Below are 22,814 nucleotides of genomic sequence, written 5' to 3'. Positions count from 1 at the left end.
CGCTATCGTGCCGGATCGGTCAGGCGCTGGCCGCCCGCTTCGAGGTCACGGCGCGCGCCGGGCGTGTCGGGCAGGTCGGCCAGCAGCGCATCGCCGCCGAGCGTCTGGTAGAGCGCGACGAGGTTCTGCGCCCGCGTCAGCCGCGCGCTCGCCAGCGTGCGGCGCGCATCGTAGAGCGTCCGCTGCGCCACCAGCGCGTTCAGATAGGGATCGATGCCGTTGCGGTAGCGCGCCGTATCGAGCGTGTAAGTGTCCTGCGCCGCCGTCAGGTTGAGCTGGTCGGCCTGGATCTGCGCATCGATCGTGCCGCGCCGCGCCAGCGCATCGGCCACCTCGCGGAACGCGGTCTGGATCGCCTTCTGATAGGTCGCGAGATACAGATCGCGCTGCGCCTTGGCGTAAGCGAGGTTGCCGCTGTTCACGCCGCCGTCGAAGATCGGCAGCGTCGCCGACGGCGCCACCGTCCACGTGAACGCGCCGCCGGTGAAGAGGCTCGACAGGGCGGTACTCGACAGGCCGGCCAGCCCGGTCAGCGAGATGCGCGGCAGGAAAGCGGCGCGCGCCGCGCCGATGCGAGCATTGGCGGCGCGCAGCTCATATTCGGTCTGAACGACATCGGGGCGGCGCAACAGGATGGTCGAATCCAGCCCGGCGGGCAGTTCGCCGAGCATTCCGTCGACCGCCTCGATCGACGGCGGCAGCAGCGCGTCGGCCACGCGCGCGCCGACCAGCAGTTCAAGCGCGTTGCGATCCTGCGCGACCAAGGTGGTGACGTTGGCGGTATCGGCCTGCGCCGTGGCGAGTACCGTCTGGGCCTGACGCAGGTCGGTGCGCGGCGCCACGCCCCCGTCGAGCCGAGCCTGCGTCAACCGGACGCTGTCGAGCGCGCTTTTCTGCGTGTCGAGCGCGATGGCGAGCAGGCTGCGATCGGACGCGAGCTGCAGATAGGCGTTGGCGATCTCCGCCACCAACGTCAGCCGCGCACCACGCGCCGTCGCCTCCTGGCTGAGGTACAGATCGAGCGCCGAGCGCGTCAGGCTGCGCACCCGGCCGAACAGGTCGAGCTCCCACGAGGTCGCCCCGGCTTGCAGCTGATAGGTGGTGTAGGTGCGCGAACCGCTGCTGCTGACCGACGTGCCCGTTCCCGTGCTGCCGGTGCCGGTCGTGCCCGTGCCCGTAGATCCGGTGCCCGTCGAGCCCGTCCCCGAGCCGGCGCCGCTCAGCGTGTCGCCCGATTGCGGCGTGTGGCGGTCGGTGGCGCCGGCGGTGCCGTTGACCTGCGGGAACAGGTCCGCGCGCTGCACGCGATAGGTCGCGCGTGCCGCCGCGACGTTGGCCAGCGCCTCGCGCAGATCCTGATTGTTGGCGAGCGCCTGGTCGATGATCGCCTGGAGGTTCGGATCCTTGAAGATGTCGCGATAGCTGACGCTCGGCAGGCTCGCCTCGTTCTGGCGCAGATAGGCGTCGCCCGCCGGCCAGCTCGGTGGCACCAACGGCTGCGGCCGATCGAGATGCGGTTCGAGGTTGCACGCCGACAGCGCCAGCAGCGCGAGCAAGGCTGCGCGCCGTTTCATGCCGGTTCCGTTCCGCTGCCGTCGCCACCCTGCTCGCGTTCGAGTTCGATACGCGCATGACGCTCGCGATCGGCACGGGCGCGCTCCTGCGGGGTCGGCGTGTGGCTGTGAAAGACGCGGCGTACCAGCACGAAGAAGAGCGGAATGTAGAAGATGGCAAGCAACGTCGCCGTCAGCATGCCGCCGATCACCGCCGTCCCGATCTCGATCCGGCTTTGCGCGCCCGCGCCGGTGGCGATCACCAGCGGCAGCACGCCGAAGATGAAGGCGAGGCTCGTCATGATGATCGGCCGCAGCCGGATCCGCGCTGCTTCCAGCGCGGCGTCGAGCGGTTTCATGCCCCGTTGCTCGGCGAGCTCGGCGAATTCGACGATCAGGATCGCATTCTTCGCCGACAGGCCCATCGTCGTGAGCAGGCCGACCTGGAAGTAGACGTCGTTGGTGAGGCCGCGTAGCGTCACCGCCAGCGTCGCGCCGAGCAGGCCGAGCGGGATCACCAGCATCACCGCGAACGGGATCGACCAGCTTTCGTACAAGGCCGCGAGGCACAGGAACACGACCAGCAGCGACAGGCCGTAGAGGATCGGTGCCTGGCCGCCCGACAGCCGCTCCTGATAGGAGATGCCCGACCATGCGACCGAGGTGCCGGGCAGCTTTGCCGCCAGCGCCGCGATCTTGGTCATCGCGTCGCCCGAGCTCTTGCCGGCAGCCGCCTGCCCCTGGAATTCGAACGAGGAGTTGCCGTTGAAGCGGGTGAGCGTGTTCGGCGCGATGCTCCAATGCTGCGCCGAGAAGGCCGAGAAGGGCGTCATCGTCCCGCTGGAATTGCGGACGTTCCAGTCGGCAAGGCTTTCCGGCCGAGCGCGGAACGGCGCGTCGCCCTGCATGTAGACGCGCTTCACGCGACCGCGATCGACCCAGTCGTTGACGTAGCTGCCGCCCCAGGCGGTGGAGAGCGTGGCGTCGATGTCGCTCTGGCTCAGGCCCAGAGCGCCGGCTTTCTCGGCGTCGATGTCGACGCCGAGCGTGGGCGTGTTCGGCACGTTGTTGATGCGCACCGCCGCCAGATCGCTGTCGGCACGCGCGGCATCGAGCAACTGGTTCTTGCGCTGTTCGAATTCCTGCTGGCTCAGGCCGCCAGTGTTCATCAGCTCCAGCGTGAAGCCGCTCGACTGGCCGAGACCGCGCACCGGCGGCGGATTGAGCGCGTAGAATTCGACGTCGCGCAGCTCGTGGCCGAGCTGTCGCGTGACGCGCTGGGCGATCACCGGGGCGCTATGCTCGGTCCCGGAACGCTGGTCCCACGGTTTGAAGGCGAGGAAGCCGCGTGCCGTGTTCTGGCCGCTGCCGGCCTGGCTGGTGCCGACGATCGTCAGGACGACGTCGGTATCGTCCTTCTCCTTCGTCATGAAATAATTGGCGATGGTGTTCGCCGCCGCCATCGACCGCCCCTGCGTCGCCCCGGCGGGCAGCGTGAACTGGAGCGAGGCATAGCCTTGGTCCTCGACCGGCAGAAAGCTGGTCGGCATCCGCACGAACAGGAAGGCGAACGCCGCGACGACGAGCGCGAAGGCGAGCATCGCCCACCACATGCGCTCGATCATCCATGCGACACCGTTGCGATAGCGCTCGGCGGTGCGCGCGAACCAGGCGTTGAAGCGCTCGCCGAGGTCGTGGGCCTTACGGACGATGATATTGCCCTGCGCACGCGCCTCTTCGTCGTGACGCTTGAGCAGGGTCGCAGCCAGCGCCGGCGAGAGGATCAGCGCCACCATCACCGACAGCGCCATCGACGACACGATCGTGATCGAGAACTGGCGGTAGATCACGCCGGTCGAGCCACCGAAGAACGCCATCGGCAGGAACACCGCCGAAAGCACCAGCGCGATCGCGATCAGCGCGACGTTGATCTCGCTCATCGACTTGATCGTCGCCTCGCGTGGGCTGAGGTCGGGCTCCTCCTGCATCACGCGCTCGACATTCTCGACCACCACGATCGCGTCGTCGACGAGCAGGCCGATCGCCAGCACCATGCCGAACAGCGTCAGCACGTTGATCGAGAAGCCGAAGGCGGCGAGGATCCCGAATGTGCCGAGCAACACCACCGGCACCGCGATCGCCGGGATCAACGTCGCCCGCCAGCTCTGCAGGAAGACGAACATGACGATGACGACGAGGATGATCGCCTCGATCAGCGTCTTGACCACGTCCTCGACCGACAGCTTGATGAAGGCGGTCGAATCCTGCGCGAAAGCATATTGGAAGCCGGCCGGGAATGCCGCCGCCCGCTCTTTCACGAAGTTGCGCACCAGCTCCGACGTGCGCAGGGCATCCGCGCCCGGCGCGAGCTGGATCGCGATGCCGCTGCCGGGATGGCCGTTCAGCGCGGCGACGGTCGAGTAATTCTCGCTGCCCAGCTCGACGCGCGCCACGTCCTGCAGCAGCACCTTCGATCCGTCGGGCTGCGACTTGACGACGACGTGGCGGAACTGATCGACCGACGTGAGGCGGGTGCGCGAGGTGACGATCGCGTTCAGCATCTGCGTGTCGGGCATCGGCTGCTGACCGATCTGGCCGGCCGAAATCTGCGTGTTCTGCGCCTGCAGCGCGGTCGAGATGTCGCCGGGCTGGAGCGCGTAGGTGCGCAGCTTGTACGGATCGAGCCAGATCCGCATCGCATATTGCGTGCCGAAGACGTTGAAGTCGCCGACGCCTTCCAGCCGGCCGAGGCCGTCCTGCAGGTTCGAGACGAGATAATCGGCGACGTCGATGCTGCTATGCTTGTTGGACGCGTCGTAGACCGCGACCACCATCAGGAAGTCGGGATTGGACTTGGTGACGGTCAGCCCCTGCTGCTGCACCTGGCTCGGCAGGCGGGGCAGCGCCTGCTGCACCTTGTTCTGCACCTGCACCTGGGCGATGTCGGGATTGGTGCCCTTCTGGAAGGTCACCGTGACGACGACCTGGCCCGACGAGTTCGAGGTGGCGTTGAAGTAGATCAGCCCGTCGATGCCGGTCAGCTGCTGCTCGATCACCTGCGTGACCGACGATTCGAGGATCTCGGCCGACGCGCCGGGATAGGTCGCGCGGATGTTGACCTGCGGCGGCGCGATGTCGGGATATTGCTCGACCGGCAGCGACGCGATGCCGCCGATGCCGAGCAACATGATGATGATCGCGATCACCCAGGCGAAGATCGGGCGATCGATGAAGATGCGGCTGAGCATTTCCGGTTCTGCCCTAGCCGCCGCGGGCGCTGTGCTTGTCGGCCTTTTCGGCGCGCTTCTCGGCGTCCTTGGACGGCGCTGCCGGTGGCGAGCCGGCGGGAACGGCGTGGATCGGCTGGCCGGGCTTCACCTTGCCGAGCCCCTCGGAGATCACCTTGTCGCCCGGCTTGAGCCCGCTCGTCACGAGCCAGTTGCCCCCGACCGTCTGCGCGGTGACGACGTTGCGCGACACCGCCTTGTTGTCCGGCCCGACCAGCATGACCGAAGCCTGGCCCTGCGGGTCACGCGTGACCGCCGCCTGCGGGACGAGGATGCCGTCGTTGGTGGTCGCCTGGCTGAGCTTGGCCCGCACATACATGCCCGGCAGCAACAGCCCCTGCGGATTGGGGAAACGCGCGCGCAGCGTCACCGCACCGGTCGCGGGATCGACCACCGCCTCGGCGAATTGCAGCGTGCCGCTGAGCGGAAAGATGGTGCCATCCTCCAGCGCCAGCCGCACCGTCGCCGCCGACGGCACCACCCCGCCCTTGCCAAGCTCCTGCCGCAGCGCGAGCAGATCGGCGCTTGACTGCTGGATATCGACGTAGATCGGATCGAGCCGCTGGATCTGCGCCAGCGGCTCGGTCTGGTTGCTGGTAACCAGCGCGCCGGTGGTGAACAGCGAGCGACCGATGCGCCCGGTGATCGGCGCCGGGACGGTGGTATAGCCGAGGTTGATCTTGGCCGTATCCAGCGCGGCGCGGTTCTGCGCGACCGATGCTACCGCCTGCTTGGCCAGCGCGGCAGCGTCGACATAATCCTGCTGCGCCACCGCCTGCATCGCTGCCAGCGGCTTGTAGCGCTGCGCCTTGGCGACCGCACTCTCGCTGTTCGCCTGCGCCGACTGGAGATTCGCCTGCGCCTGATTGACCGCCGCACGGTAAAGGCTGGGGTCGATCTGGTAGAGCGTCTGCCCCCTCCGAACGATCGTCCCTTCGGTGAATTGCCGCGCCTTGATGAGGCCGGACACCTGCGGGCGAACGTCGGACGTCTCGAATGCCGAGGTACGGCCGGGCAGGCTGACCATCAGCGCCACCGTCTCCGCCTTGACGACGACATAGCCCGCCTCCGGCGGAGGCGGCGCGGGCGGCGTTTTCTTGGTGCAAGCGGCAAGTGCGATCGCAGCCGGCACGAGCACGGCAGCGACCCGACAAATGCGGCCGGATCGGGCGAGAGGCGTCATCTATGCGCTTCAAGCCGTAAAACGCCGGGAAATACCAGCGCTAATATATTACTGAACGGCAAAAATCGGGGAGACCAAAGTCTTAGCCTGCCCACGTCAAGCGCCGCGCGTCATCGCAAAGATACCGGTCGCGTTGCCGCTGTCGAAGCCCAGGTCGAGCCGTCCGGTCGCCGGATCGACCGCGCGGGTGATGAACTCGTAGAACGAGCCGGGCACCGCGCATTCGGTCGGACCGACGCCGCCGCCCAGCGTGCGGACCACGGTGTCGGCGCGAAACGCCGTCTGGCGGACGCGGCCGCTCGCCGACACCTCGACCCGCTCCTTCATCGGCTGGCCGAGTGCGCGCAGCTCGGCCGCCACCGCGTCCACGTCCGCCACGCGATCGGTGGCATGATTGAAGGCATTGCCCTCGGTCGCGATCCACGCCGCCTCGGCCGACTGCGCGCGCAGTGCCTCGTAATCGGCCACCGTCGGCAGCGGATGCTGGCGACCGAAGGCGGCGACGAGCGCGGGGAGCGCCGCGGCGGCCATGTCGAACGGAGCCGGCCCCTGCTCGATCGCACGCAGGAAGGCGTGCGCCGCCTCGTCCAGCGGATCGCGCGAGGCGCCGAAAATGCGCTGGGCGACGTCGGCGAAGTCGTCGTCGAATTGATCGACGTGCAACTCGCTCACGAAGAATTGCGGGATCGTCTCGGGATGATCGCGGTGGCGCCAGGCGCGGCCGGTCATGCGCAGCGCCGGCAGCGGATAGACCGCGGCCATCTCATAGCCGAGCGGCGCCAGCAGCCGCGTGAACGCCGCCTCCCCCGCCGGCAATGCCCCGGTCGGCCCCGCGGCAAAGCGGATCGTGCGGATCGCGCCATGATCGAAGCAGATGCGCTCGCCCGCCGCCTGCCGGCCGGCGACATAGGTGGCGGCGGTCGGCACCCGCGCCAGCAGATCGTCGAACAGGCAGAGCGTGAGCGCCATCGCCACGGCGCTGCGCGTGGCCATCGCTTCGCCGGGCGTGTCCGCGGCCGGATCGACCGAGACCTGCGCCAGAACGCCGTCCGCGCGATCGCCGAGATGCGCGCGCACGAGCCGTGCGACCATATTCTCCATGCCCTGCTCCCGATCCTTGTTCCGCAATCCCTACGCCGATCATGCGCGGGCGTCATCCGATGGTGCCGATATGACGGCCGCGCGTTGGGGCTCAATTCCCGCTTGGAGGCGCTCATGGATATCTGCCAGCTCATTCTCGATGACCATGCCGAGCAGCGACGCCTGTTCGCGATGATCGAGGAGATCGGCGCCGGCGATCCCGACGCGCTGCGCCCGATCTGGCAACGGCTGCAGGCTTTGCTCGACGCCCATGCCGAGGCCGAGGAGCGCTTCTTCTACCCCGACGTGCTGATGGTCGGCCATGGCGCGAACGACGCCGACAGCGCCGAGGACGAGACCAAGGACGCGATCGAGGATCATAACGATATCCGCGATACCGGCGCCGCGGTCGATCGGCACGAGGTCGGCAGCGACGCCTGGTTCGAGGCGGTCGGCAAGTGCAACCTCGCCAACAGCAAGCATATGGCGGAGGAGGAACGGCAGGGGATGACCGACATGCGCCAGCATGCCAGTCGCGAGCGACGGCATCAGCTGGCCGTCAAGTTCGCGGCGTTCGGCGCGGCACATCTCACCGGCGTCAAGCCGGTCGACAAGGATCCCAAGGCCTATGTCGAGGCGCACAGCCCCGATTGAGCAGGCGATGTGGCGGCCCTTCCGTCGGGAAGGGCCGCCGATCGATCAGGCGAAGCGCACCCCGGCGACGCGGCGCCGGCGCATCGCAGCACCCACCAGCCCGAAGCCGCCGACCATCAACGACCATGAGATCGGCTCGGGAACCGCGGTCGATGCTGTGATCGCCGTGCCGGGGGCGGTTTCGAACGCATAGGCATTCAGCACGCTATCGGTGGTGAAGGCATAGCCGTAATAATCGGCCCCGTTCTGCGTCGCCCGCAGCCCGATGAAATTGTTGCCGTTCGAATAGGGGACGGCCGCGCCGCTGCCGAACGAGGCGAAGGGGTCGCCGGGTCCGAAGCTGACCGTTCCGCGATCCACGAAATAGCTGGTCGGCTCGACCGGAATACCGAGGAAGCCGCCGAACGAATTCACCGCCGCGCCGCCGCTCGTCTGAATGGCGGTCGGCCCGAAGATGTCGCCGGTGCCGCTGAAGGTGAAGGTGCTGCCGTCGACCGTGAAGCTGAACGGCGAGGACGCGAAGTCGGTCGCAACACCGACCAGTACGGGCGCTGCCGTGGCCGGTGCGGTGGCGGCTGCCACGCCGAGCAGGACAAAGGTCGCAGACACGCAAAGCCGATAACGAAGCAGCATCAATCATCTCCCGTCGGCCCACCCCGCAGAAAGCAGGTGGCCGACGGGTTAACGATCATTAATCTTAAAAAGACCGAGCTACTTCAAATATTTAGCATGACAGTCGCGTGACATTCGTGCCGGCGGGGCGGCTCCGCCCCGCACGAACGAAGGCCTCAATCGTTCCGCCACCCGAGCACCGGCTTGCGCGCGGCGGCGGTTTCGTCCAGCCGGCGGCGCGGTGCGAAGACCGGGGCCGCCTTGAGGCTCGCATCGCCGGCCTTCGCCCGCTCGGCCAGCCCGCGCAGCGCGGCGATGAACTGGTCGAGCGTCGCCTTGCTCTCGGTTTCGGTCGGCTCGATCAGCATCGCGCCGTGCACCACCAGCGGGAAGTACATCGTCATCGGGTGGAAGCCCTCGTCGATCAGCCCCTTGGCGATATCCAACGTCGAGAGCCCCCCGCCAAAGCCGGCATCCGAGAACAATGCCTCATGCATGCACGGCCCGCTCGCCTCGAACGGCGCCTCCAGCACGTCGCTCAGCGAGCGCAGGATGTAGTTGGCGTTGAGCACGGCGTCGCCCGACACCTGGCGCAGGCCGTCGGCGCCATGGCTCAGCATGTAGGCGGCGGCACGCGTGAACATGCCCATCTGCCCCTGGAAGGCACACATGCGGCCGAATGCCTGGCCGTGATGCTCCTCGACGGTCTCTTCCTCGACAAGGCGATAGGTGTCGCCGTCCTTCTCGACGAACGGCAACGGCGCGAACGGCGCCAGCGCCTCGGAAAAGACCACCGGGCCCGAGCCCGGTCCGCCGCCGCCATGCGGGGTCGAGAAGGTCTTGTGCAGGTTGATGTGCATCGCATCGACGCCGAGATCGCCGGGACGCACGCGGCCGACGATCGCGTTGAAGTTCGCGCCGTCACAATAGAGGAAGGCGCCTACCGCATGCACCGCCTCGCCGATCGCGATCATGTCGCGCTCGAACAGGCCGCAGGTGTTGGGGTTGGTGATCATCACCGCCGCCACGTCCGGCCCCAACCGGCCCTGCAGCGCGGCGAGATCGACGCGCCCCTCGGCAGTCGCGGGGATATTCTCGACCGCATAGCCGCAGAAGGCGGCGGTGGCGGGGTTGGTACCGTGCGCGCTCTCCGGCACCAGCACGACCGAACGCGCGTCGCCGCGCGCCTCCAGCGCCGCGCGGATCGCGAGCAGGCCGCACAATTCGCCATGCGCGCCGGCTTTGGGGGTCATCGCGATGCCGGGCATGCCGGTCAGCGTCTTGAGCCATTCGCCGACGAGATGGATCACCGCGAGCGCGCCCTGCACACTGTCGACCGGCGCGAGCGGATGGATGTCGGCGAAGCCGGGCAGCCGCGCCACCTTCTCGTTCAGGCGCGGATTGTGCTTCATCGTGCACGATCCGAGCGGGAACAGGCCAAGATCGATCGCATAATTCTGGCGGCTGAGACGCGTGTAATGCCGCACCGCCTCGGGCTCGGACAGGCCGGGCAGGCCGATCGACGTGCGCGCGAGACCGCCGAGGCGGTTCGGCGCCGCCACCGGCTCGTCGAAGTCGACGCCGGTGCGGTCGAGCCCGCCAATCTCGAACAGTAACGGCTCCTCGAGCATCAGCGCGCGATTGCCGGTGACGGTGGCCGCTTCGTTCGCGCCGCCCGCCTCTCCCTGATCGGGACGCCAGCCGCTGGGATTGATCGTCATGCCAGCACCTCTTCCAGCGCCGTCGCCAGCGCCTCAACATCATCCGTGGTCGTGGTCTCGGTCACGCAGACCAGCAGCCCGTTCTCCAGCGCGGCTTCGCCCGGATAGAGCCGGCCGAGCGACACGCCCGCCAGCACGCCATTCTCGGCGAGCGTGCGCACGATCGGCCGCGACGGGCGGTTCAGCCGCAGCGTGAACTCGTTGAAGAAGGTGTCGGTCATCAGCTCGACGCCCGCCACCTTCGCCAGCCGCTCGGCTGCCGCGACCGCATTGGCATGGTTGAGCGCAGCCAGCCGAGTCAGCCCCGCCTCGCCCAGCAAGGTCATGTGGATCGAGAAAGCGAGCGCGCAAAGCCCTGAATTGGTACAGATATTCGACGTCGCTTTCTCGCGCCGGATATGTTGCTCGCGGGTCGAAAGCGTCAGCACGAAGCCGCGCTTTCCCTCGGCATCGGTCGTCTGGCCGCACAGGCGCCCCGGCATCTGGCGGACATATTTGTCGCGCGTGGCGAACAGTCCGACATGCGGACCGCCGAACTGGAGCCCGACGCCGAGCCCCTGCCCTTCGCCCACCACGATATCCGCGCCCATTTCGCCGGGCGACTTGATCGCGCCCAGCGACACCACCTCGGTCACGACCGCGACCAGCAGCGCGCCCTTGGCGTGGCATGCTTCGGCCAGCTCGGACAGATCGGCGATGCGGCCGAGGATGCCGGGATTCTGGACGACGACGCAGCTCGTCTCGTCATCGATCGCCGCGATCAGGCGCGCCATCTCGCCCTCGGCGGTGCCGTCGAGGCGCGGCACGCTCGTCTCCAGCACGTCGCCGGTGAACTTCGCCATCGTGCGCGCGGTGCTGACGTAGTGCGGATGCAGCCCGCCCGACAGGATCGCCTTGCCGCGCCGGGTGATGCGCCGCGCCATCACGATCGCCTCCCAGCAGGCGGTCGAGCCGTCATACATCGAGGCGTTGGCGACATCACAGCCGAGCAGGCGCGCGACCTGCGTCTGGAACTCGAACAACACCTGCAGCGTGCCCTGCGCGATCTCGGGCTGATAGGGCGTGTAGCTCGTCAGGAACTCGCCGCGCTGGATCAGGTGGTCGACGCTCGCCGGCACATGATGCCGATAGGCGCCCGCCCCCAGGAAGAAAGGCGCGTCGGCAGCGGAAAGGTTGCGCCGTGCCAGCGCAGCGAGCTGGCGCTCGACCGCGAGTTCGGAGGCATGCAGCGGCAGCCCCTCGACCGGGCCGGACAGGCGCGCCGCCTCGGGCACGTCGGCGAACAGCGCGTCCACGCTGGATACGCCGATCACATCGAGCATCGCCGCGCGATCGGCGTCGGAGAGGGGCAGATAGCGCATCAGAGGCCGTCCACGAACGCCTTGTAGGCCGCCTCGTCCATCAGGCCGTCGAGCTCGGACGGATCGGACAACGTCAGCTTGAAGAACCAGCCGTCGGTTTCGGGCGCGGTGTTGGCGAGCGCGGGCTCGTCCACCAGCGCGTCGTTGCTCCCGGTCACCGCGCCGGAGACGGGCGAGTAGACGTCGGAGGCGGCCTTCACCGATTCGACCACCGCGGCCTCCTTGCCCTTGGCGACGGTCGCGCCGGCGGCGGGCAGCTCGACGAACACGATGTCGCCCAGCTGGCCCTGCGCATAATCGGTGATGCCGACGGTGGCGACGTTGCCGTCCACCGCGATCCATTCATGTTCGGACGTGAAAAAGCGGGTCATGGTCAGAGCGCTCCCTTGCGGACGTAGCGGTGGGGGACGAACGGCATCGGCGTGACGGTGGCGGCGAGGCGCTTGCCGCGGACCTCCACCTCAAGCTGGGTGCCGGGTACGGCATGCGCGGCGGCGACATAGCCCATCGCGATCGGCGCATTCACGGTCGGGGCAAAGCCGCCCGAGGTGACGGTGCCGATCGTGGCCCCGTCGAACAGGATCGGTGCACCCTCGCGCGCGGGCAGGCGCCCCTCGACGGCGAGGCCGACGCGCTTGGTCGGCGCGCCATCGGCCAGATGCGGCAGGATGGTCGCGGCGCCGGGAAAGCCACCCTCGGCCCGACGACGCTTGGAGACGGCGAAGCCGAGATCGGCCGTCGCCGGATCGATATTGGTATCGAGATCGTGACCGTAGAGCGGCAGGCCCGCCTCCAGCCGCAGCGAATCGCGCGCGCCGAGGCCGATCGGCTTCACCTCCGGCTGGTCGAGCAGCAGCCCGGCGAACATCTCGACGCTGCTCGCGGGCAGCGAGATCTCGAACCCGTCCTCACCGGTATAGCCCGAGCGGCTGATCCACAGCTTATGCTCGCCATGGCCGAATGCACCGGCCTGCATGAAGACGAGCGCTTCCACGCCGGGCACGATGCGCGCGAGCGCGGTCACCGCCTCTGGGCCCTGCAGCGCGAGCAGCGCCTGATCGTCCATCGTCACCAGCGCGACGCCGGCCGGCAGATGCGCGCGCATGTGCGCGATGTCGCCCACCTTGGTCGCGCCGTTCACCACCATGTAGAAATCGTCGGCGCGGCGCGTGACCATCAGATCGTCGATGATCCCGCCGCTCGCGTCGAGCAGCAGCGAGTAACGCTGGCGGTTCTCGCTCAGCCCCTTGATGTCGCCCGGCAGCAAGGTTTCCAGCGCCTCCGCGACGTTCGCGCCCGACAGCGTCAGCTGGCCCATATGGCTCACGTCGAACAGGCCGGCATGCGTGCGCGTCCACTGATGCTCGGCGATGATGCCCTCATACTGGATCGGCATCGCATAGCCCGCGAAGGGCACCATCCGCGCGCCCAGCGCGCGGTGCCAGCCATCGAGCGGCAGGGAGGCTGCGGGTTCTTCGGTCGCGCTCATCATCATTCTCCGGGCAGCAGCACGCGGACACGACCGGACGCCGCGCCCGATCGATTCCACGCCCCCTCTGTCACGGAACCTGAGAGCTTTCGCGGCCCTTTGCGACCGCTTACCCCTTCGGTGGGGCGGGCGGCGTCACGCCCCCTGCCCGCTTTCCAGAGTGTCTTGGCCCGCGCGGTCCCGTTGCCTGAGAGATTCCGGGGCGGTTGCTCCTTCGGCGGCCGGTAGCCCGGCGCTCTCCCGCGCGGCCCCGCCGGTTGCCCGACGACGACGCTCTCGATGTGCCGGGCGCCCCCGCCCAAGTCAATCATGCAATGGCGCTTTGGCGCTCAATCGAGGTTCGGGCGCAGCCATCGCTCCGCAGTATCGCGGTCGACGCCGCGCCGCCCGGCATAATCCGCAAGCTGGTCCTGCCCTATCCGCGCGACGCCGAAATACTGGCTGTCGGGGTGGCCGAAGTAGAAGCCCGAGACCGCCGCCGTCGGCAGCATCGCGAAGCTCTCCGTCAGGATCAGGCCGGCACTCTCGCCCGCATCCAGCAGGTCGAACAGGATCGGCTTGAGGCTGTGCTCGGGGCAGGCCGGATAGCCCGGCGCGGGGCGGATGCCGCGATATTGCTCGCGGACCAGCGCCTCGTTGGTCAGCTGCTCGCCGGCGGCATAGCCCCACAGATCGGTGCGGACATGCAGGTGAAGCCGTTCGGCGAACGCCTCGGCCAGACGGTCGGCGAGCGCCTTGAGCAATATGTCCTGATAATCGTCATGCGCTTCCTTGAAGCGCGCGATGTGCGGATCGATGCCGTGGATGCCGACCGCAAAGCCGCCCAGCCAGTCGTCGGCGGTGTCGACGAAGTCGGCGAGGCACATGTTCGCCCGCCCCTCGCGCTTCTTCACCTGCTGGCGGAGCATAGGCAAGCGCACCTCATGCTCGGGCAGCACGTGCGCGGCCGCCAGCGCCTCGGACGGGCCGTGCGCCACAGGCGCCTCGGGATCGTGATTGGGGTGGACGACGATATCGTCGCCCTCGCGCCGCGCCGGCCACAATGCCGCGACACCACGCGCGGTCAGCCACTTCTCGGCGATCACCCGGTCGAGCATCTCCTGCGCGTCGGCCCACAGGCTGCGCGCGCTCTCGCCCACCACCGCATCGTCGAGGATGGCGGGATAATTGCCGGCCAGTTCCCACGCGCGGAAGAAGGGCGTCCAGTCGATATATTGGCGGAGATCCTCGAGGCTCCAGTCGTCGAACACATGACGGCCGGGCTGCAACGGCGCCGGCGGCTTCTGGCCGAAATCGCACACGAAGGCATTGGCACGCGCCTCGGCGAGCGGCGTGAGGTCGTTTTGCCCCTTGCCCTCGCGCGCACGCCTGACCGCCTCGTAATCGGCCGCCGTCTTCTCGACGAAGGCGTCGCGCTGCGTGTCGGACATCAGCGTCGAGGCGACGCCGACCGCGCGGCTGGCATCCAGCACATGCACGACCGGCCCCTCATAGGCCGGCGCGATCCGCAGCGCGGTGTGGACCTTCGAGGTGGTGGCGCCGCCGATCAGCAGCGGCATCGTCATCTTGGCGCGCCCCATCTCGACCGCGACCGTCACCATCTCGTCCAGCGAGGGGGTGATGAGCCCCGAGAGGCCGATCATGTCGGCGTCATTCTCGTTGGCGGCTCTCAGGATGTCGGGCCATGCCACCATCACGCCGAGATCGACCACCTCGTAGCCGTTGCACTGCAGGACCACGCCGACGATGTTCTTGCCGATATCGTGGACGTCGCCCTTGACCGTCGCCATGATGATCCGGCCCTTGGCGCGTGCGCCCGGCTGCTTCTCCGCCTCGATGAACGGCAGGAGATGCGCGACCGCCTTCTTCATCACGCGCGCGGATTTCACCACCTGCGGCAGGAACATCTTGCCCGATCCGAACAGGTCGCCGACGACGTTCATGCCGTCCATCAGCGGCCCTTCGATCACCTCGATCGGGCGGCCACCGCGCTCCTTGATCGCGACGCGCGCCAGTTCGGTGTCGTCGACGATGTGCGCGTCGATGCCCTTGACCAGCGCATGCTCCAGGCGGCGCACCACGTCCCAGCCGCGCCATTCCTCGGCCGCCTTCTCGGCGACCGCATCGGTGCCCTTGAAGCGCTCGGCGATCGCGATCAGCCGCTCGGTCGGGCTCTCGAAACCTTTCTCCGGGCGGTTGGGCCGATTGAGGATGACGTCCTCCGCCGCCTCGCGCAGTTCGGGATCGATCGTGTCGTAGACGTCGAGCTGGCCGGCATTGACGATGCCCATGTCCATGCCCGCGGGCACGGCATAATAAAGAAAGATCGAGTGCATCGCGCGGCGCACCGGCTCGTTGCCGCGAAAGCTGAAGGAGAGGTTCGAGAGGCCGCCGGAGATGTGCGCGTGCGGGCAGCGCGCACGGATCCGCTTCGTCCCCTCGATGAAGTCGACGCCGTAATTGTTATGCTCCTCGATCCCCGTCGCGACCGCGAAGATGTTGGGATCGAAGATGATGTCCTCGGGCGGGAAGCCGATGCCCATCAGCAGATCATAGGCGCGCGCACAGATCTCGACCTTGCGCTCCTGCGTGTCGGCCTGCCCGACCTCGTCGAACGCCATCACGACCACGGCGGCGCCATAGGCCATCACCTTGCGGGCATATTTGAGGAACTCGGTCTCGCCTTCCTTCATGCTGATCGAGTTGACGATCGGCTTGCCCGAGACGCACTTGATGCCGGCCTCGATCACGCTCCACTTCGAGCTGTCGATCATCACCGGCACGCGCGCGATGTCGGGCTCGGCGGCGATCAGCTTGAGGAAGGTGGTCATCGCCACCTCGGCGTCGAGCAGCCCCTCGTCCATGTTGACGTCGATCACCTGCGCGCCATTCTCGACCTGCGCGCGGGCAACCTCGACGGCCTTGGTATAGTCGCCTGCCATGATGAGCTTCTTGAACGCCGCCGAGCCGGTGACGTTGGTACGCTCGCCGATATTGACGAAGTTCGCGGTGGAGGTGGTCATGCGATCCATTCCGTCATCCCAGCAAAAGCTGGGATCTCATGAGGCAAAGTGGGCGGCAGATAGCGGGAGATCCCGGCTTTCGCCGGGAAGACGGTGTCGATCAAGCCGCGATCACAAACGGATCGAGGCCGGCGAGCCGCATCGACGGTGTCGGCGTCGCGATCGTGCGCGGCGCCTTGCCCTTCACCGCCGCGCCCATCGCCGCGATGTGCGACGGCGTGGTGCCGCAGCAGCCGCCGACGATGTTGATGAGCCCGGCATCGGCCCAGTCGGCGATCTGCGCGCCGGTGTCGGCCGGCAGCTCGTCATAGGCGCCCAGTTCGTTGGGCAGGCCGGCATTGGGATAGGCCATCACCAGGCAATCCGCGACCTGCTCCATCGCCTGCAGGTAAGGCCGCATCAGATCGGCCCCGAACGCGCAATTCAGCCCGATCGTCAGCGGCCGGGCGTGGCGCACCGTATAGGTGAACGCCTCGACCGAATGGCCGGAGAGGTTTCGGCCGGACATGTCGGTGATCGTCATCGACAGCATCAGCGGGATCTCCCGGCCGAGCTTCACCTCCAGCTCCTTGATCGCGACGATGCCCGCCTTGGCGTTGAGCGTGTCGAAGATCGTCTCGATCAGGATGAAATCGCAGCCACCGTCGAGCAATGCCTCGGCCTGATCGGCATAGACGTCCTTCAGCGTGTCGAAATCGATCGCGCGAAAGCCCGGATCGTTGACGTCGGGCGAGAGCGACAGCGTCTTGTTGGTCGGCCCGATCGCGCCGGCGACGAAGCGCGGACGACCGTCGCGCGCCTGATAATCGTCCGCCGCGGCCCGCGCGATCCGGCTCGCCTGGACGTTCATTTCGCGGACGAGATGCCCCGCGTCATAATCCTCCTCGCTGATCGTGTTCGCGTTGAAGGTGTTGGTGGCGACGATGTCCGACCCGGCATCCAGATAAGCGCGCGTAATCGCGTCGATGATGTCGGGCCGCGTCAGCACCAGCAGGTCGTTATTGCCCTTCTGGTCGCGGCTGAGATCGTAGGAGCCGCGATAATCCGCCTCCTCCAGCCGATAGGACTGGATCATCGTGCCGAATGCGCCGTCGTTGAGCAGGATGCGCTTGGCGGCTTCCGCACGCAGCGTCTGCGCGGCGATCGAGGGGGTCAGGCTCATGCCGCCGCCCTTTCCGCCTTGGGCGCGGCACGCAGGCCGAGCAGGTGGCAGATGGCGAAGGACAATTCCGCCCGGTTGAGTGTGTAGAAATGGAAGTGGCGCACGCCGCCGGCATACAGCTTGCGGCAAAGCTCGGCGGTCAGCGTCGCCGCGACGAGCTGGCGCGCGGCGGGCAGATCGTCCAGCCCCTCGAACAGCCGCGCCATCCACGCCGGCACGTCGGTGCCGCACATTGCCGCCATCCGCCGGGTCGCGGCGAAGTTGGTGACGGGCATGATGCCGGGCACCAGCTCGGCATCGATCCCCGCCGCAGCGGCCGCATCGCGGAAGCGGAAGAAGGTTTCGGGCGAGAAGAAGAATTGGGTGATCGCGCGGTGCGCGCCGGCGTCGATCTTGGCCTTCAGATTGTCGAGGTCGGCCTGCACGTGCGCCGAATCGGGGTGGCATTCGGGATAGGCCGCAACCGAAATCTCGAACGGCGCGACCTTGCGCAGCCCCGCCACGAGATCGGCCGCATTGGCATAGCCGCCCGGCGTGCTCTGGAAGGCGCGCCCCTCGCCGGGTGGATCGCCGCGCAGTGCGACGATGTGCCGCACGCCCGCCGCCCAATAATCGCGCGCGACCGCGTCGATCTCCTCGCGCGTCGCATCGACGCAGGTGAGGTGCGCGGCGGCAGGGATCGAGGTCTCGCGCGCGATCCGCGCCACGGTCGCGTGGGTGCGCTCGCGGGTCGAGCCGCCGGCGCCATAGGTGACCGAGACGAAGCGTGGCTGGAGCGGCGCGAGCATCTCGACCGACGCCCACAATGTCTCCTCCATCTTCTCCGTCTTGGGCGGGAAGAATTCGAAGCTCACGGCGGCATCGCCGGCCAGATCGGCGAACAGCGGCGCCTCCAGCGCGCTGCGCGCCTCCGCCAACTGAGCGAGCGACAATGCGGTCATCCGATGCTCCCGATCGCAACCTGGGTCGTGCTGGCGCGATTGAGCGACCCATATAAGGAATTCTTTATATGACGGTCAAGGTTCGCCGCGTTAGGCTCCGCATATGATCGCATCCACTCGCCGCAGCTTTCTTGCCGCCGCCACGCTCTCCGCAGCGCCCCTACCCGCACTCGCCGCCGATCGGACCGACTGGCATGCACTGGGCGAGGATGTGAAGAGCGAGATGGCCTGGGCATGGGACCATTATCGCACGAAAGCGTGGGGCCGCGACGAGATTAAGCCGATCAGCGGCACCTTCTCCAGCTTCGTGCTGCCCGATCGCCATCTCGGGCTCAGCCTGATCGAGGCGATGGATACATTGTGGGTGATGGGGCTCGACGATCGCTTCAACGACGCGCTCCATTGGGTCATGTCGGAGCTGAGCTTCGACATCGACGGCGAGGTGCAGGTCTTCGAGATCGCGATCCGTATCGTCGGCGGCTTGCTCTCCGCACATCATGCCGGCGGCGAGCCCAAGCTGCTGGCATTGGCGCGCGACCTGACCGATCGGCTGATGCCGGCCTTCGCCACCAAGACCGGCCTGCCCTATCGCTACGTCAACCTCCGCTCCGGCAAGGTGCGCGATCCGCAGACCAATCCGGCGGAGATCGGCACATATCTGCCCGAATTCGGCACTTTGTCGAAGCTGACCGGCGACCGCCGCTATTACGACGCCGCCAAGCGCGCGCAGGTGGCCTTGTTCGAGCGCCGCTCGAAGATCGGCCTGCTCGCCGACACGATCGATGCCGAGACCGGGCAATGGCTCAGTCGCCGCGCCACCGTCGGGCCGCCGAGCGACAGCTATTACGAATATCTGTGGGACGGCTGGCAATTGTTCGGCGACCGCGACTGCAAGCGGATGTACGACGTCTGCACCGCCGCCATCCTGCGCCACCAGCAGGATCGGCGCGACGGGCGCCTGTGGTTCGCCGATGTCGATTTCAAGACCGGCGCGATCCTCAACCGCAACCAGATCGAGCTCGCCTCCTTCTACGGCGGCCTGCTCGCCCAAGGGGGTGCACATGCGACCGGTGTCGCCTGCACGATGGCGTGGAGCTGGCTGCAGGATCGCTACGGCGTGCTGCCCGAGGGTTTCGATTACGGCACCGATCAGGTGACGCATGCCAGCAACAAGCTGCGGCCCGAGCTGGCCGATGGCGCGTTCAATCTGTGGCTGCTCGATCACGATCCGCGCTGGCGAGCGATCGGGCGCACGCATTATCTGGCGATGAAGCGCTGGAACCGCGCTGCCTATGGCTATGCCGATCTCGCCGACGTGACGAGCGATCCCAAGCGCCAGTCGGATCACTGCCCGGGCTATTGGTGGTCGGAACAGATGAAATATTATTATCTGCTGTTCGCGGACACGCCGCGCTTCGACTATCGCCGCAACTATCTCTCGACCGAGGGCAACGTGCTGCTGGGCTTCCGCCGCCCCTGATCAGCCGCGGTCGCGCTTGTCGAGGACTTCGGCCACCGTCTCCGACAATGCCAGCAGCGAGCGGCGCGATTTGACCAGAGCCGCGTCGACCTGTCGCGCGACCGCCGGCAGCGGCTCCGACGCGGAGTAGATGATCGTGGGCACCGCCGCCCCGTCGGCGGTGAACAATTCTGGCAGCAGCTCGACGCCCGACCCGTCGGGCAGGTTGAGATCGAGGATGACGATGTCGGGCGTGGTCTCGGCCAGCAAAGCGCGCGCGCCGGCCAGACTGGTCGCCCGCAGCACCCGGCCGCGATCGGCGAGCGCGAATGCCGCGACCTCCAGCATGTCGGGATCGTCATCGACGTGGAGCAGGGTCGGCTTGCCGTCGTCGTGCCTGCGCATCGCGACGTCGAGCGCACGCGTCAGTCGTTGCGGATCGACCGGCTTCTCGATCCAGTCGATCACGTCGAGCGCGCGCGACGCCGGATCGGCATCGCCCTTCGCGGCGAACGCCGACGCGACGATCACCGGCACCGAGCGCGTGCGCGACAGAGCGCGCAGCGCACGCACGGCGCTCAGGCCCGATGCGTCGGGCAGCGCCAGATCGAGCACCACGCCGGCGAAGCGTCCGCTTTGCGCGAGCGCCTGCACCTCGCGCGCGGTGCCGCACAGCGTGACGGCATAGCCGCGCGCCTCGATCATCGCGCGCAGCACCTCGCCGGCATCGGGATCGTCCTCGCAGACCAGCACCTGGGGCTTGCTCGTTTCGGTCGTCAGGATCGGTTCGATCTCGGGCTGGAGCGGCAGCGCGATCGCGAAGCGCGCACCTCCGTCGGGTGCATCGTCGAACCAGATGTCGCCATCGTGCGCCTTCACGATCTCCCGCGAAATGGCGAGCCCGAGGCCGGTTCCGCCGGGGATCGCCGCGCCCGCGCTCGATTGGGCGAAGCGCCCGAAGATGCGATCGCGAAATTCGGGCGCGACGCCGGGGCCGCTGTCATCGACGAACAGCAACGCGCGATCCCCCTCCGCCCGCACGCGAACCACGACCGTGCCGTCGTCGGGCGAAAAGCGGATGGCATTCGAGACGAGGTTCCCGACGACCTGCAGCAAGCGCTCGAAATCGCACATGATCGAGACCGGCTCGTCGGGAAGATCGGTCGAGACGGTGATCCCGCGCGTCGCAGCCAGCCCTTCGGCATCATGCGCGCCGCGCTCGGCGAGATGGCAAAGATCGCAGACGTTGGTATCGAGCCGGCTCTTGCCCGATCCGATCCGATCGATGTCGAGAATGTCGTTGATCAGGCGGATCAGCCGGCGCGCATTATTCTCGGCGATCTCGACCAGCCGGCGTGCCTGATCGGGCAGCGCGGCGATCTGTCCGCCACGAAGCAAGCCGAGCGAGCCCACCACCGAGGTGAGCGGCGTGCGCAGTTCGTGGCTGACGGTCGAGATGAACTCGTCCTTCAGCCGTTCGGCAGCCTTGCGCTCGGAAATGTCGCGCAGCGAGACGACGATGTGCGTGCCGTCTGGCAGCGGCATCAGGCCCAGCGCGAGATCCACCGGCACTAATCGCCCATTCTTGCCGCGCGCGACCTCATCGGCGCGGCTCGGGCGAGTCAGCCGGCCATCCTTGATGCCGATCCGCTCCGCGAACGTGCCCCGATCCGTGGACGACAGATCGAGAACCACCGAAATTTCACGCGAGGTGAGCTCGTCCTTGGAATAACCGAGCATCCGCGCCGCCGCCGCGTTGACGTCTTCGATCGTGCCGCTCGGATTAAGCGTGACGAGCCCTTCCGCCGTACTGGCGAAGACGGCGCGAAGCCGCGCCAGCCCTTCACGGGCGCTCAGCTCCAGCCGGGATTGGGCGACGCGCGCGCGCCAGAGCAATGTCAGTGCGAACAGGGTCGCCAACGCCGATACACTCAGCAGCGCCGCCACGGCGCGCGCGGCATCGCGGCGCCTGGCACTTGCATTGGCCAGGTTGCGGACGAGCGCCGCCTCTTCGTCATTCACCAGCGCACGGACGAGGTTGGTCGCCCCTTCCATCAACTCGCGGCCGTGATTGCTCCGCACCTCGCCCACCGCAGCGACGAGCCCTTCCGTCTCGCGACGTCGGATCGTCGTGTCCATCTCGGCAAACTTGGCCTGAAGCAGGGTCTGCAGCGACTGGATCCGCGCGAACTGGGTCGGTTCGGTCCGATATAACGCACTCAGTCGCGCGAATTGCTGCATCGAACGGACGCGCGCCGGCTCGTAGGGTGCCAGAAACGGCATGCTTCCCGTGAGCAGATAGCCGCGCTGTGCGCTCTCGGCGGTTGCGGCCTCGCTCAGAAGATCGGCGGCGGCGATCCGCTTCTGATATGATGCGCGCACCACGAGCCGCAACTCGTTGACGCCGCTGTCCACCCGCTCGACCCGGATCGCCAGGGCCACCAGAACAAGCAGAAGCGCGCCCAGCAACACGACGAAGCCGATATTCGATGGCGGCTTGAAGGGGGTCGGGGCATCGCGATCGAGATCAAATGCGCTCAAGGCGTCTCCTCGCGCTCTTCGCTCAAGACGGAGCGCATCGCGAGCAACGCCTGGGTACGGTTATTGACCCCCAATTTTCGGAAAATAACGGTGAGATGCGCTTTCACCGTCGCTTCGGTCACGCGAAGGTCGCCGGCGATCTGCTTGTTCAGGCGGCCGTCGGCAAGTGCCAGCAACACCCGCATCTGCGCGCCGGAGAGGCTGGCGAGGCGCCCCCGCGCCTCCGTGACGCTGCGGTCGCTCCCCGTTCCCATGGGGAAGACGGTGCCCCCTGCCAGCACCGCGGCGATACCCTCCGCCAATTCGTCGAGCGGCTGGGCCTTGGACAGGAACCCCGCCGCGCCGAGCGCCCGCGCCGCCTCGATCAGATCGGATCGCCGATGCGCGGTGACGATCACGATCGGGATCGAGCCGAGCACGTGCTGCAGGCGAAGGAGGCCGGAAAATCCGCGCGCGTCGGGCAGCAGCAGATCGAGGAGAACGAGGCGATAGTCGCCACGTTGCGACGCGAGCGCCTCGGCCTCCGCGACCGTGCTCGCTTTATCGATTTCCGCGCCGGGCACACTCTTTCGAACGGCGAGCGAAAGCGCCTCCAGCACGAGCGGATGGTCATCCGCGATCAGCAGACGAACACTCATCACCCTTTTCTCCGAACCATGGCTTGAAGCGACCATGCGTTCTACAGTGTTATAATATGGGCTGAGCTTTGTTGACGCATTCGCCGGCCGCAATCAACCGCGTTTCTCGA

Annotated in this window: 16 protein-coding genes and 1 riboswitch; of the genes, 2 read left to right on the top strand and 14 right to left on the bottom strand. The window is 67.5% G+C overall.

Features of this window, described 5'->3' with window-relative positions; translation table 11 throughout:
* Positions 1–2 precede the first annotated feature (2 nt).
* From K8P63_RS10240 to K8P63_RS10225, 4 genes are all read right to left on the bottom strand, one after another.
* On the bottom strand, positions 3–1,574 hold the full coding sequence (locus tag K8P63_RS10240) for an efflux transporter outer membrane subunit (RefSeq protein WP_223799692.1): 1,572 nt from the start codon (positions 1,572–1,574) through the stop codon (positions 3–5).
* Positions 1,571–4,801 (bottom strand): efflux RND transporter permease subunit, encoded by a 3,231-nt coding sequence (locus tag K8P63_RS10235; protein ID WP_223799691.1) that lies wholly within the window; start codon positions 4,799–4,801, stop codon positions 1,571–1,573. Before K8P63_RS10235 ends, K8P63_RS10240 begins: the two co-directional genes overlap by 4 nt.
* 13 nt (positions 4,802–4,814) lie before the next feature.
* Positions 4,815–6,023: an efflux RND transporter periplasmic adaptor subunit gene (locus tag K8P63_RS10230; RefSeq protein WP_223799690.1), complete on the bottom strand. Its 1,209-nt coding sequence runs from the start codon at positions 6,021–6,023 to the stop codon at positions 4,815–4,817.
* A gap of 96 nt (positions 6,024–6,119) precedes the next feature.
* Positions 6,120–7,124: a 2-oxoadipate dioxygenase/decarboxylase family protein gene (locus K8P63_RS10225; RefSeq protein ID WP_223799689.1), complete on the bottom strand. Its 1,005-nt coding sequence runs from the start codon at positions 7,122–7,124 to the stop codon at positions 6,120–6,122.
* Positions 7,125–7,238: 114 nt separating this feature from the next.
* On the opposite strand from K8P63_RS10225, the gene K8P63_RS10220 reads away from it, so the two are divergent.
* Positions 7,239–7,757, top strand: a complete 519-nt coding sequence (locus tag K8P63_RS10220) for a hemerythrin domain-containing protein (protein WP_223799688.1) — start codon at positions 7,239–7,241, stop codon at positions 7,755–7,757.
* A 45-nt stretch (positions 7,758–7,802) separates the two neighbouring features.
* On the opposite strand, the gene K8P63_RS10215 is transcribed toward K8P63_RS10220, so the two are convergent.
* The 8 genes from K8P63_RS10215 to metF form a co-directional block, all read right to left on the bottom strand.
* Complete coding sequence (locus K8P63_RS10215) at positions 7,803–8,390, bottom strand: PEPxxWA-CTERM sorting domain-containing protein (RefSeq protein ID WP_223799687.1); 588 nt, start codon at positions 8,388–8,390, stop codon at positions 7,803–7,805.
* 155 nt (positions 8,391–8,545) lie between these two features.
* On the bottom strand, positions 8,546–10,090 hold the full coding sequence (gene gcvPB, locus K8P63_RS10210; protein ID WP_223799686.1) for an aminomethyl-transferring glycine dehydrogenase subunit GcvPB: 1,545 nt from the start codon (positions 10,088–10,090) through the stop codon (positions 8,546–8,548).
* The gene (gene gcvPA, locus K8P63_RS10205) at positions 10,087–11,451 is read right to left on the bottom strand and encodes an aminomethyl-transferring glycine dehydrogenase subunit GcvPA (protein ID WP_223799685.1); all 1,365 of its coding nucleotides are present in this window, start codon (positions 11,449–11,451) and stop codon (positions 10,087–10,089) included. Before gcvPA ends, gcvPB begins: the two co-directional genes overlap by 4 nt.
* Entirely contained in the window at positions 11,451–11,822 is a 372-nt protein-coding gene (gene gcvH / locus K8P63_RS10200; RefSeq protein WP_223799684.1) for a glycine cleavage system protein GcvH, read from the bottom strand. Before gcvH ends, gcvPA begins: the two co-directional genes overlap by 1 nt.
* A 2-nt stretch (positions 11,823–11,824) precedes the next feature.
* On the bottom strand, positions 11,825–12,946 hold the full coding sequence (gene gcvT, locus K8P63_RS10195) for a glycine cleavage system aminomethyltransferase GcvT (RefSeq protein ID WP_398288819.1): 1,122 nt from the start codon (positions 12,944–12,946) through the stop codon (positions 11,825–11,827).
* Between the two features lie 159 nt (positions 12,947–13,105).
* Positions 13,106–13,193, bottom strand: a riboswitch (glycine riboswitch).
* Between the two features lie 76 nt (positions 13,194–13,269).
* Entirely contained in the window at positions 13,270–15,963 is a 2,694-nt protein-coding gene (gene metH / locus K8P63_RS10190) for a methionine synthase (protein WP_223799682.1), read from the bottom strand.
* Between the two features lie 100 nt (positions 15,964–16,063).
* A complete protein-coding gene (locus K8P63_RS10185; RefSeq protein WP_223799681.1) occupies positions 16,064–17,125 on the bottom strand; it encodes a homocysteine S-methyltransferase family protein in 1,062 nt (353 codons plus the stop codon).
* Positions 17,122–18,066: a methylenetetrahydrofolate reductase gene (gene metF / locus K8P63_RS10180; RefSeq protein ID WP_223799680.1), complete on the bottom strand. Its 945-nt coding sequence runs from the start codon at positions 18,064–18,066 to the stop codon at positions 17,122–17,124. The genes K8P63_RS10185 and metF overlap by 4 nt, the downstream gene beginning before the upstream one ends.
* Before the next feature lie 103 nt (positions 18,067–18,169).
* On the opposite strand from metF, the gene K8P63_RS10175 reads away from it, so the two are divergent.
* On the top strand, positions 18,170–19,546 hold the full coding sequence (locus K8P63_RS10175; protein WP_223799679.1) for a glycoside hydrolase family 47 protein: 1,377 nt from the start codon (positions 18,170–18,172) through the stop codon (positions 19,544–19,546).
* Here K8P63_RS10175 and K8P63_RS10170 read toward each other — a convergent pair whose 3' ends face one another.
* Entirely contained in the window at positions 19,547–22,066 is a 2,520-nt protein-coding gene (locus tag K8P63_RS10170; protein ID WP_223799678.1) for a CHASE3 domain-containing protein, read from the bottom strand.
* Positions 22,063–22,740: a response regulator transcription factor gene (locus K8P63_RS10165; RefSeq protein WP_223799677.1), complete on the bottom strand. Its 678-nt coding sequence runs from the start codon at positions 22,738–22,740 to the stop codon at positions 22,063–22,065. Before K8P63_RS10165 ends, K8P63_RS10170 begins: the two co-directional genes overlap by 4 nt.
* Positions 22,741–22,814: the final 74 nt, after the last annotated feature.

Origin of the sequence: Sphingomonas nostoxanthinifaciens (assembly GCF_019930585.1) — a bacterium.
Lineage (GTDB): Bacteria > Pseudomonadota > Alphaproteobacteria > Sphingomonadales > Sphingomonadaceae > Sphingomonas_I > Sphingomonas_I nostoxanthinifaciens.
Note: the sequence above shows the minus strand (reverse complement) of the source record. Positions and strands in the feature narration are given on the sequence as shown.

Bases quoted from the DNA above. Each gene is read 5' to 3' on its own strand.
- K8P63_RS10240 (WP_223799692.1), bottom strand. From the start codon at position 1,574: ATGAAACGGCGCGCAGCCTTGCTCGCGCTGCTGGCGCTGTCGGCGTGC.
- K8P63_RS10235 (WP_223799691.1), bottom strand. From the start codon at position 4,801: ATGCTCAGCCGCATCTTCATCGATCGCCCGATCTTCGCCTGGGTGATC.
- K8P63_RS10230 (WP_223799690.1), bottom strand. From the start codon at position 6,023: ATGACGCCTCTCGCCCGATCCGGCCGCATTTGTCGGGTCGCTGCCGTG.
- K8P63_RS10225 (WP_223799689.1), bottom strand. From the start codon at position 7,124: ATGGAGAATATGGTCGCACGGCTCGTGCGCGCGCATCTCGGCGATCGC.
- K8P63_RS10220 (WP_223799688.1), top strand. From the start codon at position 7,239: ATGGATATCTGCCAGCTCATTCTCGATGACCATGCCGAGCAGCGACGC.
- K8P63_RS10215 (WP_223799687.1), bottom strand. From the start codon at position 8,390: ATGCTGCTTCGTTATCGGCTTTGCGTGTCTGCGACCTTTGTCCTGCTC.
- gcvPB (WP_223799686.1), bottom strand. From the start codon at position 10,090: ATGACGATCAATCCCAGCGGCTGGCGTCCCGATCAGGGAGAGGCGGGC.
- gcvPA (WP_223799685.1), bottom strand. From the start codon at position 11,451: ATGCGCTATCTGCCCCTCTCCGACGCCGATCGCGCGGCGATGCTCGAT.
- gcvH (WP_223799684.1), bottom strand. From the start codon at position 11,822: ATGACCCGCTTTTTCACGTCCGAACATGAATGGATCGCGGTGGACGGC.
- gcvT (WP_398288819.1), bottom strand. From the start codon at position 12,946: ATGATGATGAGCGCGACCGAAGAACCCGCAGCCTCCCTGCCGCTCGAT.
- metH (WP_223799682.1), bottom strand. From the start codon at position 15,963: ATGACCACCTCCACCGCGAACTTCGTCAATATCGGCGAGCGTACCAAC.
- K8P63_RS10185 (WP_223799681.1), bottom strand. From the start codon at position 17,125: ATGAGCCTGACCCCCTCGATCGCCGCGCAGACGCTGCGTGCGGAAGCC.
- metF (WP_223799680.1), bottom strand. From the start codon at position 18,066: ATGACCGCATTGTCGCTCGCTCAGTTGGCGGAGGCGCGCAGCGCGCTG.
- K8P63_RS10175 (WP_223799679.1), top strand. From the start codon at position 18,170: ATGATCGCATCCACTCGCCGCAGCTTTCTTGCCGCCGCCACGCTCTCC.
- K8P63_RS10165 (WP_223799677.1), bottom strand. From the start codon at position 22,740: ATGGTCGCTTCAAGCCATGGTTCGGAGAAAAGGGTGATGAGTGTTCGT.